Annotated in this window: 6 protein-coding genes; 1 reads left to right on the plus strand and 5 read right to left on the minus strand. The window is 75.3% G+C overall.

From position 1 onward, the window contains the following. Window positions 1-2: 2 nt before the first annotated feature. The 5 genes from nudC to OG625_RS12960 form a co-directional block, all read right to left on the minus strand. Complete coding sequence (gene nudC, locus OG625_RS12940; protein WP_329379484.1) at window positions 3-944, minus strand: NAD(+) diphosphatase; 942 nt, start codon at window positions 942-944, stop codon at window positions 3-5. Window positions 945-1,029: 85 nt separating this feature from the next. Further along, window positions 1,030-2,466, minus strand: coding sequence for a dipeptidase (locus OG625_RS12945; RefSeq protein ID WP_329379486.1), 1,437 nt, complete (start codon window positions 2,464-2,466; stop codon window positions 1,030-1,032). A gap of 10 nt (window positions 2,467-2,476) precedes the next feature. Further along, window positions 2,477-6,496 (minus strand): UvrD-helicase domain-containing protein, encoded by a 4,020-nt coding sequence (locus tag OG625_RS12950; protein ID WP_329379488.1) that lies wholly within the window; start codon window positions 6,494-6,496, stop codon window positions 2,477-2,479. A gap of 96 nt (window positions 6,497-6,592) precedes the next feature. Beyond that, the gene (locus OG625_RS12955; RefSeq protein ID WP_443067886.1) at window positions 6,593-10,297 is read right to left on the minus strand and encodes an ATP-dependent helicase; all 3,705 of its coding nucleotides are present in this window, start codon (window positions 10,295-10,297) and stop codon (window positions 6,593-6,595) included. A gap of 219 nt (window positions 10,298-10,516) precedes the next feature. Then, on the minus strand, window positions 10,517-10,885 hold the full coding sequence (locus OG625_RS12960; protein WP_443067702.1) for an MGMT family protein: 369 nt from the start codon (window positions 10,883-10,885) through the stop codon (window positions 10,517-10,519). Window positions 10,886-10,995: 110 nt separating this feature from the next. Between OG625_RS12960 and OG625_RS12965 the strand changes: the two genes are divergently transcribed. Beyond that, complete coding sequence (locus OG625_RS12965) at window positions 10,996-13,863, plus strand: flippase-like domain-containing protein (protein ID WP_329379494.1); 2,868 nt, start codon at window positions 10,996-10,998, stop codon at window positions 13,861-13,863. Window positions 13,864-13,948 lie beyond the last annotated feature (85 nt).

Raw genomic sequence — 13,948 nt, forward strand, 5'->3', positions numbered from 1 at the left:
GCTCACGCCGCCGACTTCGGCAGCGGCTCTCCGTACCAGAGCTCGACGAGGCGCGCCGCGATGGAGATGCCCGACGGAGGCAGCACCTCGCCCGTCTCGAAGGCGCGGCGCAGCTCCTCGCGGGAGAACCAGCGGGCCTCCTGGATCTCCTCGCCGTCCACGTTGATCTCCGAGGTGGTGGCGCGGGCCGTGAAGCCGAGCATCAGGCTGTACGGGAAGGGCCACGGCTGGCTGGCCACGTACTCGACCTCGCCGACCTTGACGCCCGCCTCCTCCCACACCTCGCGGACGACGGACTGCTCGATGGACTCGCCCGGCTCCACGAAGCCGGCCAGCGTCGAGAAGCGGCCCTCGGGCCAGTGCACCTGGCGGCCGAGCAGCGCGCGGTCCTGCTCGTCCGTGACCAGCATGATCACGGCCGGGTCGGTGCGCGGGTAGTGCTCGGCGCCGCAGCCCGGGCAGCGGCGGATGTGTCCGGCGGCCGCGACGACCGTGCGCTCGCCGCAGCGGGAGCAGAAGCGGTGCATCCGCTGCCAGTTCTCCAGGGCGACCGCGTGCACCATCAGCCCGGCGTCGCGCGGGCCGAGCAGCAGTCCGGCCTCGCGCAGGCCGGCGGGGCGGGCCGACTGGTCCATGCGGCCCGGCAGCGAGTCCTTCTGCAGCGCGAAGTACCGTACGCCGTCCTCGTCGGTGCCCAGGAAGTAGCGGTGCGTCTCGGTGGCCGGGGCCTCGAAGGCCGGGGTCATCACGATGCGGGTGTCCCCGTCGGGGGTGTCGTCGATCAGCACCTGGCCGCCGGAGACGACGAACACGCGGGTGGTGGGGTGGCTCCAGGCCGCGGCGAGCCACGCCTCGTCGAGGCGGTGGTGCGCGGCGCGGTCGATGTCGCTCGGCGCGGCGAGCGAGAGCGGGCGCTCGGTACGGGTACTCACAGGTACTTCCAACTCCCCCGGTGGTGGGACAAGGCAGGCGTACGGACTACAGGTGCGGCGGGTATGGCGGGTACGGCGGGTGCCGCGGGTACAGGTGTCATGCGGGCCCGCGGCGCTGCGTGGCGGCCAGGTCGCCCCACAGGTAGGCGGTCGTCTCGACGCCCTTGAGGAGGAGGTCCAGCTCGACCTTCTCGTTCGGCGAGTGCCAGCCGTCGGAGGGTACCGAGATGCCGAGGAAGAGGACGGGCGCGTCCAGGACGTCCTGGAGGTCCGCCGCCGGTCCGGAGCCGCCCTCGCGCGTGAAGCGGACCTTCTCGCCGAAGGCGCGGCCCATGGCCCGTACGACGGACTGCAGGGCGGGGTGGTCCAGCGGGGTCAGGCACGGGCGGGTCGGGGCGCCGAAGGTGATGTCGTGGCGGATTCCGTCCGGGATCCGGGCGGCCACCCAGTCCCTGACGGCCGCCTCGACCTCGTACGGGTCCTGCCCGGACACCAGGCGGAACGAGAGCTTCAGGTGGGCGGAGGCGGGCACGATCGTCTTGCCGCCGGGGCCCTGGTAGCCGCCGCCGATGCCGTTGACCTCGGCGGTCGGGCGGGCCCAGACGCGCTCCAGGGTGGAGTAGCCGGCCTCGCCGGAGGCCGCGTGGGACTTGGCCGTGCGCAGCCACTCGGCTTCGTCGAAGGGCAGCTCGGCGATGAGCGCGCGCTCGGTGTCGGTGAGCTCGGCGATGTTGTCGTAGAAGCCGGGGATCGTGACGCGGCCGTCTTCGTCGTGCAGGGCGGCGACCAGGCGGGCGGCGGCGGTGGCCGGGTTGGGCACGGCCCCGCCGAAGGCGCCGGAGTGGATGTCCTGGTCCGGGCCGTGGAAGTCGATCTCGCAGTCGGCGACGCCGCGCATGCCGGTGCACACGGTGGGGGTGGTCTCGGACCACATGCCCGTGTCGGAGACGATCACGACGTCGGCGGCGAGCTCGGCGGCGCGGGCCTCGACGAGCGCGCGGAAGTTCGTGGAGCCGGACTCCTCCTCGCCCTCGATGAGGAGCTTGAGGTGCACGGCGGGGGCGGCGGCGCCGGTGGCCGCCAGGTGGGCGCGGACGCCGAGGGTGTGGAAGAAGACCTGGCCCTTGTCGTCGGCGGCGCCGCGGCCGTACATGCGGCCGTCCTTGATCACCGGCTCGAACGGCTCGGTGTGCCAGCCGTCGGCGAGGGCGGCGGGCTGCACGTCGTGGTGCCCGTACACGAGGACGGTGGGGGCCTGCGGGTCCTCGCTCGGCCAGTGCGCGAAGACGGCGGGGGCGCCGGAGCCTCCGGCGCCCGTCTTTGCGTCGGAAGGGGTCCAGACTTCGGCGACCGGGAAGCCGGTCTCCTTGAGCTTCGCGGCCAGCCATTCGGCGCTGCGGCGTACGTCTCCCGCGTGCTCGGGCTGCGCCGAGACGGAGGGGATGCGGAGCCACTCGGCGAGGTCGTCGAGGAAGGCTGCGCGGTGGGTGTCGATGTACGTGCGGACGACGCTGTCCGGCGTGCTGAGGCTCATGGCCACGAGCCTAGCCGTCCACCTGATGGGCACCGTCCGTGCCCGATTTGCCTTGGAGGATCCGCTCAAGGCGGGCCCGGTCGGGCAGGTTGCGGGGGCGGATCACGCGGCCGCTGCGCACGTGCAGGAAGGCGGCCGTGACCTGGTCGAGGGGGGTGTTCGTGGCCTCCGCCCAGGCCAGGCGGTACACGGCGAGCTGGAGGGGGTCGGCCTCGGTGGTGCGGCCGGTCTTCCAGTCGACGATCTCGTAGCCGCCGGTGTCGGTGCGGTACACGGCGTCGATCCGGCCGCGGATGACCCGGCCCGCGAGGGTGAGCTGGACGGGCGCCTCCATGCGGTGGGGAGGGCGGTCTGCGTACTCGCTGCGCTCGAAGGCGGCCTTGAGGGAGTCGAGGTCGGCCTCGTCCGCGACCTCCTGGTCGGAGCCGGGCAGCTCGGTGGCGGGGTCGAGGACGTCGAGCAGCGGCAGCGGGAGCTCGTCGAAGCGGGACTCCACCCAGGCGTGGAAGCGGGTGCCCTGGCGGGCGGCCGGCTGCGGGGGCTTGGGCATGGGGCGGGCGAGGTCGCGTACGAAACCCTGCTCGTCGGCGGCGAGGCGGAGCAGCTGGCTCGCGGAGAGGGCGGCCGGCAGCACGACGTCCCGCACGGCCGCGCGGGCACGGCGGAGCTCGCCCTCCAGGGCGTCGAGGTCCCGGTCCCAGGAGGCGATTTCCCTCGCCTCCTCGGGGGTGAGGGGGGTCGCCGCCGCCCGCCTCCCGGCGGGGGTCGGGCCGGGGGTGCCGGCGGCGGCTCGCGGGGCTTCCCCGGCCCAGGCCTCACCGGCCCACGGGTCCTCGGCGTCCTGGCCTCGGGCGGGGGCGGGGCCGGGAGCGCCGGAGGCGGGCACGGCTGCGCCGTGGGCGGGGCGGGGCCCGGCCTGGTCCTCCGGCCAGAGGTCGTCGTCGTACGGGGCGCTGCCCTGGGCCCCGGGCGGGGCCGGGACGGCGGCGGGCCGGGCCTCGGCGGGGGCCCAGAGATCGGCCTCCGGCCAGAGGTCCTCGTCGTGCGGGTCGGCGGGGGCGTGCGGGGAGGTTCTTTCCCCCACCCCGCCCCTTCCCGAAACCGGTGCTCCGCCCCGGACCCCGGTGGGGGGCATGCCTGCGGCCCCGGCGCTGGCTGTGGCGGCGGGGTGGGGCTCGGCCCAGGGGTCGGCTGCCCAGGGGTCGGCTGCCCAGGGGTCGTCCACGGCCGGGGACGTGCCGGGGGCTCCACCCCGGACCCCGGCAGGGGGCACGCCTGCGGCCCCGGCGGTGGCTGTGGCGGCGGGGTGGGGCTCGGCCCAGGGGTCGGCTGCCCGGGGGACGGCGGGGGCCGGCCCCGTGGCGGGTTCGGGAACCCGTCCGGCAGGGTGCGAGGCCGTGGCCGGCTCGGGGGTCGGGGCTTCGGGCCAGGTTGGGTCGTCCGGCCAGGGTTCGTCCTCGTAGGACGGGTCCTCGCAGGAGGGGGGCCAGAGGTAGGTGTCCTCCGGGGGCTGGGGCGGGGGCGGGGTGGCCAGGTAGGACTCGACCAGGGCTGCCGCCGCGCGGCGGAGGGTGAGGGAGGCAGGGTCCAGGGGGAGGGGCCAGGAGTGGTCCGGGGTGGAGTCGTCCGCGAGGGCAGGGTTCTCGGCGGTCGGGTCGGGTTCCTCGGCCCAGGCCTCGATCTCGCCGAAGCCGGCCGCGCAGTGCTCGTAGAGGGCCGTGAGGAAGGCGGAGGGCCCCCGGCGCTTCTTCTGGGTCGGGCCCCACCAGTGGCCCGAGGCCAGGAGGAGGGAACGGGGACGGGTGAAGGTCACGTAGCCCAGGCGGAGTTCCTCCGTGGCCTTGTGGTCCTTGAGGGCGCCCTTGAAGGCCTTCAGGCCCGCCGAGGTCCAGGCCGGGTCCCCCGGCAGGGTGGCGGCGTCGCCGCGCAGGGCGTACGGGAGCACCTTCGCGTACGAGGTCCAGGCCTCCGGGGCCTTCTCCTTCGGGAAGGAACCCGCGCACAGGTCGGGGACGACGACCACGTCCCACTCCAGGCCCTTGGACTTGTGGGCCGTCAGGACCTTGACCGTGTTCTCCCCGCCCGGCAGGGCGTGGTCCAGGCCCTTCTCGTACTGGGCCGCCGTGCGGAGGAAGGCGAGGAAGGCGAGGAGGGTGGCCTCGCCGTCCAGGGCGGCGAAGCCGGCGGCCACGTCCATGAAGTTGGAGAGGGTCTCGCGGCGGCGGGCGGCCAGGGCGTGCGGGGACGCGGAGAGTTCCACGTCGAGGCCGGTGGCGGTCAGGACGCGGTGCAGGACGTCCATCAGGGGGTCCGCGAGGGAGCGGCGCAGGTCGCGGAGTTCCTGCGCGAGGTGCGCGAAGCGGACCCGGGCGTCGGCGGAGAAGGGCAGGTCGTCCGGGGCCTGTCCGGCTCCGTCGAGGAAGGTCTCCAGGGCGTCGGCCAGGGAGATGATCTCCGCCGGGTCCACGCCCTCGACGGCCGCCGCGAGGCGTTCGTCCGCGTCGTCGGACGAGGACGCGGCCCGGCCGATCAGCAGGCGTGCCCGGCGGCCCAGCAGGGCCAGGTCGCGCGCGCCGATCCGCCAGCGCGGGCCGATGAGGAGCCGGACGAGGGAGGCGTTGGCCCCCGGGTCCTGGAGCACCTCGCAGACCGCGACGAGGTCCGCGACCTCGGGGAGGTGCAGCAGGCCGGACAGGCCGACGACCTCCACCGGCACGTCCCGGGCCACCAGTACGGCCTGGATCTGCGCGAAGTCCCCGGCGGAGCGGCACAGCACCGCGATCTCCCCCGGCTCGGTGCCCGTGCGCACCAGGTGTGCGACGGAGTCCCCGAGCCACTCGAGCTCCTCGGCGTGGGTCGGGAGCAGCGCGCAGCGCACGGATCCGTCCCGCTCCGCTCCCGGCGCCGCGCGCAGGGCCTCGACGCCCTCGTGCATCTCGCGCAGCGGGGCGGCGAGGCCGTTGGCCAGGTCGAGCAGGCGGCCGCCGCTGCGCCGGTTCTCGCTGAGGGAGAGCCGGGTGGCGGGGCTGCCGTCGGCGTGCGGGAAGTGCTCGGGGAAGTCGTCGAGGTTGGCCACGGAGGCGCCGCGCCAGCCGTAGATCGCCTGGCAGGGGTCGCCGACGGCGGTCACCGCGTGCCCGGTGCCCGCGCCGAAGAGGCCCGAGAGGAGGAGCCGCTGCGCCACGGAGGTGTCCTGGTACTCGTCGAGGAGGACCACCTTGAACTCCTCGCGCAGCAGCGCGCCCACCTCGGGGCGGGTGGTGGCGAGCCGCGCGGAGAGGGCTATCTGGTCGCTGAAGTCGAAGAGGTCGCGGGAGCGTTTGGCGGCGCGGTAGCGGGCGACGAGCTCCAGCAGTTCCAGCCGGCCGCGCACGGCCTCGGGGACCTTGCGCAGGTCCTCGTTGGTCAGCTTGGCGTCGGCGAGGGCGTCCAGGAGCGCGGTGTCGTACGCGCGCAGTTCGGCGGGCTCGACGAGGTGCTCGGAGAGCTCCGCGTCCAGCGCGAGCAGGTCGCCGACCAGGTCGGGGACGGATTTGGTGAGCGAGGGGTACGGGCCGGGGGCCTCGCGGAGCACCTTCGCGGCGAGCTGGAAGCGGGTGGCGTCGGCGAGCAGCCGGGAGGCCGGCTCCAGGCCGATGCGCAGGCCGTGGTCCTTGAGGAGCTGGCCGGCGAAGGCGTGGTACGTGGAGATGCGCGGCTCGCCGCCCGCCGCGTCGGCCTCGGCCGGGGAAGGGTCCGGGTCGGTGATGCCGGCCCGCGCGAGGGCCTTGCGCACGCGCTCGGCCAGTTCGCCGGCGGCCTTGTTGGTGAAGGTCAGGCCGAGGACCTGCTCGGGCGCGACCGCGCCGGTGCCGACGAGCCAGACCACGCGGGCGGCCATGACGGTGGTCTTGCCGGAGCCGGCGCCCGCGACGACGACCTGCGGGGCGGGCGGGGCGGTGACGCAGGCCATCTGTTCGGGCGTGAAGGGGATCCCGAGGAGCTCCTTGAGCTGCTCGGGATCGGTGAGGACGGACGGACGCGCGGACACGTAAAGAGGCTAGCCGGACGGACTGACAGCCCCGACCGCCGTGACGGTCCGTCGGTTCACTCGACGGTCCGGCAGGTCACTCGACGGTCCGGCCGGTCACTCGACCGTCTGGCGGCCCTCGGGGCGGGCGCTGCAGGAGGCGCGGAAGGAGCAGTGGTCGCACTGGCGGCCGGCGACGGGCGCGAAGCGCTCCTCGAGGACCCGGCCGGCGGCGGTGGCGAGGAGGTCGCCGACCCACTCGCCGTCGAGCGGCTGCTGGGCCTGGATCTTGGGGTCGTCGGAGCCCTGGCGGAGCTGCACGAGCTCGGCGCCGCCGGGCTCGGGGCGCAGCCCGTCGAAGACCTCGTCGACGGCGCCCTCGCGGACCGCGAGCTGGTAGACGGCGAGCTGGGGATGGCGCGCGACCTCGGCCTTCGTGGGCGCGGACTTGCCGGTCTTGAAGTCGACGACGTAGGCGCGGCCCTGGGGGTCGGCCTCGACGCGGTCCATGGAGCCGCGGATGCGGACGGCGTACTCGCCCGCGTCTAGGGTGACGTCGAACTCGTGCTCCGTGGCGATGGCGGTCCGGCCGCCACGGTCGGTGGTGTGCCAGCGCAGGAAGCGTTCGAGCGCGGCGCGGGCGTTGTCCTTCTCCTGGCGGGACTTCCAGGGCGCGTCGAAGGCGAGGGCGTCCCACACGGAGTCGAGGCGTTCCATGAGGACGGCCAGGTCGGCGGGGGTGCGGCCGGAGGCGACCTCGTCGGCGAGGACGTGGACGACGTTGCCGAAGCCCTGGGCGGCGGTGGAGGGGGCGTCGGCCTTGACCTCGCGGCCGAGGAACCACTGGAGGGAGCAGGTGTTGGCGAGCTGCTCCAGGGCGCTGCCGGACAGGGCGACGGGGCGGTCGCGGTCGCGCAGGGGGACGCTGCTGCGGGTGGGTTCGTACAGGCCCCACCAGCGCTGCGGGTGCGCGGCGGGTACGAGCGGGCGGTCCTCGTCGTCGGTGAGGGCGGCGAGGCGGGCGAGGCGGCGGGCGGCGGCCTCGCGCAGGGCCGGGGATGCCTCCGGGTCGACGGTGGTGGCGCGCAGCTCGGCGACGAGCGCGGGCACGGCGAGGGGGCGGCGGGGGCGGCCGCTGACGTCCTTCGGGGTGACGCCGAGCTCGGTGAGGAAGCGGGAGGGCTGGTCACCGTCCTCGGCGGGGGCCTTGACGGCGGTGACGACGAGGCGGTCGCGGGCGCGGGTGGCTGCGACGTAGAACAGGCGGCGCTCCTCGGCGAGGAGCGCGCCGGGGGTGAGGGGCTCGGCGAGGCCGTCGCGGCCGATGCGGTCGGCCTCCAGGAGGGAGCCGCGGCGGCGGAGGTCGGGCCAGAGGCCCTCCTGGACTCCGGCGACGACGACGAGGCCCCATTCGAGGCCCTTGGAACGGTGGGCGGTCATGAGCCGGACGGCGTCGGGGCGGGCGGTGCGGGTGGTGAGGGTGTCGGCGGCGATGTCCTCGGCCTCCAGCTGTTCGAGGAAGTTGAGGGCGCCGCGGCCGCCGGTACGTTCCTCCGCGCGGGCGGCGGTGTCGAAGAGGGCGCAGACGGCGTCGAGGTCGCGGTCGGCGTTGCGGCCGGCGGTACCGCCCCGGCGGGCCTGGCGCTCCAGCCGGTCGGGCCAGGTGGTGCCGTCCCAGAGGGTCCACAGGGCCTCTTCGGCGGTGCCGCCGCCCTGGAGGAGCTCGCGGGCCTTGCGGAGGAGGAGGCCGAGGCGTTGCGCGCCGCGGGCGTAGGCGGGGTCGTGCGCGGTGAGCCGCTCGGGCTCGGCGAGGGCGCGGGCGAGCAGCACGTCGGAGGGCGCGGGCACCTTGACGCCTGCGGCGCGCTCCTCGTCACGCAGGGCGCGGCCGAGTCGCCGCAGGTCGGCGGCGTCCATCCCCCCGAGGGGGGAGCCGAGGAGGGTGAGCGCGGCCTCGACCCCGATCCACCCCTCGCCTGCGGCGGGCTCGGGGTGCGGGCCGCCTGCGGCGGGCTCGGCGTGCTCGGCGTCCGGCCCCAGGCCGGGGGCCGTGGCCTCGGCGGGGCCGGTCGCCTCGGCGGGGTCGGGGAGGGATTCCCGCCCACCCGCCCCGAAGTCGCCAGCAAGCTCGCCCGGCCCGGCAGCGGCCTCGCCTGCGGCGGGCTGGTCCTGCGGACCGGGCACCGGTTCGCCTGCGGCGAGGTCGCCCTCGGCCGGGCTCGGCACAGGCGGGGCCGGGGCCGCCGGATCGGCCGGGCTCGGCGCAGCCGGGGCCGCCGGGTCGGCCGGGCTCGGCGCAGCCGGGGCCGCCGGGGTGGACGGGGCCGCCGGGGTGGACGGGGCCGCCGGGGTGGACGGGGCCGCCGGGGTGGACGGGGCCGCCGGGGTGGACGGGGCCGCCGGGGTGGACGGGGCCGCCGGGGTGGACGGGGCCGCCGGGGTGGACGGGGCCGGCGGGCTCGGGGTTGTCGGGGTGGCTGCCGTGCGGAGGGCTGTGAGGAGGGGGGCTACCGATGGTTCGTGGCGGAGGGGGGTGGCGGTGGCGTCGGTTTCCGCCGGGACCCCCGCCGTGATCAGGGCGCGGCGCATCGCCGGGAGGGTGCGGCCGCCGGAGCGGACCAGTACGGCCATGTCCTGCCACGGGACGCCGTCCTCCAGGTGGGCGCGGCGCAGGATGTCGGCGATGTTGTCCAGCTCGGCGCCCGCCGTGGGGTACGTGTACACCTCCACCGAGCCGCCCTCCCGCGTGGGCGTGAGGGCGCGGTGCGCGCGGACGGCGGCTGCCGGGAGGCGGGGCAGGGGCATGCGGGTGGTGAGGAGGCGGGTCGCGGCCAGTACCGCCGCGCGCGAGCGGCGGCCCGTCGTCAGGGCCCGGACCGTCGCGCCGGGGAAGGCGGACTCGAAGTCCAGGGTGTTGTTGATGTCGGCGCCGCGGAAGGCGTAGATCGACTGGTCGGGGTCGCCGAAGGCGGTCAGCGTGCCGCCCGGGCCAGTCAGCGCGCGCAGCAGCCGCAGCTGGGAGGCGTCCGTGTCCTGGTACTCGTCCACGAAGATCGCGTCGTAGGAGGAGGAAAGGGACGGGGTGCGCTCCGCGAGGAGCACGGCGCGGTGGAGGAGTTCCGCGTAGTCGAGCATGCCCTGGAGGTCCAGGACGTCCAGGTACTCGGAGAGGAAGGCGGCGGCCGCCTTCCAGTCCGGGCGGCCGATGCGGTCGGCGAACGAGGAGAGCGCGGAGGGGCCCAGGCCCAGTTCGCGGGCGCGGGCCAGGACGGCTCGGACCTCGTCCGCGAAGCCGCGCGTGGTCAGCGCGGCCCGCAGGTCGTCCGGCCAGCGGATGGAGTCACCCGGGGGGAGCCGGCGCTGGCCCTCCAGGAGGGTGCGGACCATGACGTCCTGCTCGGGGCCCGACAGCAGCCGCAGCGGGTCCGCGAAGAGGTCGGTGTCCTGGTGGGCGCGGACCAGGCCGTAGCAGAAGGAGTGGAAGGTGGTGGCCTGCGGCGCCCTCGCGCCGCCCAGCCGCACGGCGGCCCGGTCGCGCAGTTCGACCGCGGCCTTGCGGCTGAAGGTGAGGATGAGGATGCGGGCCGGGTCGGTGCCCGATTCCACGCGGGCGGTGACGGCCTCGACCAGGGTGGTCGTTTTGCCCGTGCCCGGTCCGGCCAGGACGAGCAGGGGGCCGCCCGGGTGCTCAACCACCGACCGCTGGGCTGCGTCCAGGACAGGGGGATCCACCCGTTCCGGCCCGGTGCGCACGAGGCGGTACGCGTCGGGGGTCCGCGTACGCCGCCGTTCTGCGCGGCGGTCGTCGGAGGGAGAGGTGATCACGTGAGGTGCCGGTCCTGGTGGGTCTACGGGGTCCCCGGGGGCCCCAGGGTCTGCGGGTGCTGCGGGTGGTGCCGCGACGGTTCGCCGAGGAACCGAAGAAGCCGAAGAGGCAACGCTACGGCAACCGGCCGACGCCGCGCAGTCCCCCCGGGTACCCCGTACGGGCGTTCGCATCGTCGCCCGACCGCCCGCCCGGGCCGCGCATGGCCGAAGCTGTCAGGTGTGAGCCTCGTCGCGCGTGCCGTCCTGTCCGGGGGCCCCGGGGGCCCCGTCCCAGCGCGCCCGGCGCATGTCCAGCCGTGCCTCGCCGGCGCCCGTCAGGCGCAGCGGGGTGGCCTCCGCCCGGTAGTGCTCCAGGGCGCGCAGCTCGTGCCCGGGCAGCGGTACGCCGTCCGCCCGCACCACGCGCCACCAGGGCACGGATCCTCCGTAGAGGGCCATGACGCGCCCGACTTGACGCGGCCCTCCCTCGCCGAGCCACTCGGCGACGTCGCCGTACGTCATCACCCGGCCGGGCGGAATCCGCTCGGCCACCTCCAGTACGTGCTCCGCGTAGGCGGGCAGCTCCTCGCTCATCCGGCCCATGGTGCAGCACGCCGGCGGCCCCTCGGCGGAAGCTCGGGTTCCATACCGGCGCGCACCCTGATGCCCCGCTCCCCGGTCGGTCCGTGCCACCATCTTCCGGGCGGTGACTGGTGATACGTGATCAAGAAGAGACGGAAGTGACGACGAAGGAGCAGGGTGTGAGCCCTCCGAACGGCGCGGCGGCGGACGGCGACGCGCGCCCGGGCGACGGCGACCCCGACCCCCAGCGCGGCGACACCCACCCCCGTCCCCACCCCGACGAATCCCGCCCGCCGTCCCCCGAGCACGGCCCGGAGCACGGGCCGGAGGGCGACCCGGAGCACGGCCCCGGGCACGGCCCGGCCGGCGTCCCCGAGGACGGCCCGCACGGTCACCCCGTCACGGCCGCGGATCAGGTCGAGGTCGACGAACCGCTGCTCGCCGCCCGCGTGCACCGGCCGTCCGACCTCGTACGGCTCCTCGTCGGCATCCTCGGCATCGCCGTCGTCCTCGCCATCGCCGCCTTCGCCCACGGCACCACCGCCGGGCTGGAAGCGGACATCAACCAGGGCACCGGCGCCGCGCCCGACCTGCTGATCAAGGTCGCCGCGCTGGTCTCCAGCATCGCCGTGCTGCTGCTCCCCGTCGCCTTCGCCATCGAGCGGCTGATCAAGCGCGACGGACTGCGCATCGCAGACGGCGTCCTCGCGGCCGTCCTCGCGCACGGGGTGACCCTCGCCACCGACCTGTGGGTCTCCCAGGCCGCCCCCGAGACCATCCAGGAAGCCCTCACCCAGTCCGCCGGGGCCACCGGGGACCTCACCGATCCGGTGCACGGCTACCTCGCGCCCGTGATCGCGTACATGTGCGCCGTCGGGATGACCCGCAGACCGCACTGGCGCGTGGCGCTGTGGGTGGTGCTGCTGCTCGACGCCTTCACGATGCTGGTCAGCGGCTACACCACGCCCTTCTCGATCATCCTCACCGTGCTCATCGGCTGGAGCGTGGCGTACGGGACCCTGTACGCCGTCGGCTCGCCGAACGTGCGCCCCACCGGGCAGAACCTCCTCGCGGGGCTGCGCCGGGTCGGCTTCCAGCCGGTCAGCGCGATGCGCGCCGAGCTCACGGAGGGCGGCTCGGAGGCCTCCGAGGTCACCGACCGGGGCCGGCGGTACCACGTCACCCTGGAGGACGGGCCACCGCTCGACGTCACCGTCGTCGACCGCGAGCAGCAGGCCCAGGGCTTCTTCTACCGGGTCTGGCGCCGGCTCACCCTGCGCGGCATCACCACCCGGCGCAGCCTCCAGTCGCTGCGCCAGGCGCTGGAGCAGGAGGCGCTGCTCGCGTACGCGGCCATCGCGGCCGGGGCGAACGCGCCGAAGCTGATCGCCACCTCGGAGCTCGGCCCGGACGCCGTGATGCTCGTGTACGAGCACCTGGACGGCCGCACCCTGGACTCCCTCCCCGACGAGGAGATCACGGACGACCTGACCCGCAGCACGTGGAAGCAGGTACGGGCGCTGCAGTCGCGGCGGATCGCGCACCGGCGGCTCACCGGGGACGCGCTGCTGGTGGATCGTTCCGGCAACGTCATCCTCACCGACCTGCGCGGCGGTGAGATCGCGGCCGGCGATCTGGTCCTGCGGATGGACATCGCGCAGCTGCTGACCACCCTCGGCCTGCGGGTCGGCGCGGAGCGCGCCGTCGCCTCGGCGGTGTCGGTGCTCGGCCCCGACACCGTGGCGGACTGCCTGCCGCTGCTCCAGCCGATCGCGCTGAGCCGGTCCACCCGGGCGACGCTGCGCAAGCTGGCGCGGGAGCGGGCGGACCGGCAGCGGGAGGCCGTACTGGAGTCCTCGCGGGCGGCGAAGGCGGCGCGCGAGGCGGACGCGGCGGCCTCGGGCGGCTCGGGTTCCGCGTCGTCGGCGGCGGCAGCGGCCGACCGCAAGGCCGAGAAGAAGGCGCTGGACGACGCGCTGGACGGGGCCCGCGAGGAGGACCTGCTCAGCCAGATCCGCCAGCAGGTGCTGCTGATCCGCCCGCAGGCCCCGGTGGAGCCGGCCCGGCTGGAGCGGATCCGGCCGCGCACGCTGGTGTCGTTCATCGCGGGCGCGTTCGGCGCGTACTTCCTGCTCACCCAGCTCGCCCACGTGGACTTCGCGACCATCGTCGGCAAGGCGCAGTGGGGCTGGGTCGGGGCGGCGCTCGCCTTCTCGGCGCTCAGCTACTTCGCGGCGGCGATGAGCCTGCTGGGCTTCGTGCCGGAGCGGGTGCCGTTCCTGCGGACGGTGGTCGCGCAGGTCGCCGGGTCGTTCGTGAAGCTGGTGGCACCGGCGGCGGTGGGCGGTGTCGCCCTGAACACGCGCTTCCTCCAGCGGGCCGGGATCCGGCCGGGGCTCGCGGTCGCGAGCGTGGGCGCCTCGCAGCTGTTCGGGCTGGCCAGCCACATCCTGCTGCTGCTGTCCTTCGGCTACCTGACGGGCACCGAGAAGACCCCCGAGATGACCCCGTCGAGGACGGTCATCGCCGGCCTGCTGACGGTGGCGGTCCTGGTGCTGGTGGTGACGGCGGTCCCGTTCATGCGGAAGTTCGTCGTGACGCGGGTGCGGGCGCTCTTCGCGGGCGTGGTGCCGCGCATGCTGGACGTGCTCCAGCGGCCGCAGAAGCTGATGACGGGCATCGGCGGGATGCTGCTGCTGACGGGCTGCTTCGTGATGTGCCTGGACGCGTCGATCCGCGCGTTCGGCGGCGGGCAGGCCATCAGCTACGCGAGCATCGCGGTGGTCTTCCTGGCGGGCAACGCGCTGGGGTCGGCGGCGCCGACGCCGGGTGGTATCGGCGCGGTGGAGACGACGCTGACGCTGGGTCTGATCGCGGCGGGTCTGGAGAAGGAGGTCGCCATCTCGGCGGTCCTGCTGTTCCGCCTGATGACGTTCTGGCTGCCGGTGCTGCCGGGCTGGATCTCCTTCAACTTCCTGACCCGCAAGGAAGCCATTTAGCCTCCGGCTCGGTACGGGGGCCGGGGTGCGCGCCCGCCCCGTTTCGGCTGCCGCCCGCGCCGTGAGTTCCCCGTTACCCCGACGG

The sequence above is a fragment of the Streptomyces sp. NBC_01351 genome (assembly GCF_036237315.1).
GTDB lineage: Bacteria > Actinomycetota > Actinomycetes > Streptomycetales > Streptomycetaceae > Streptomyces.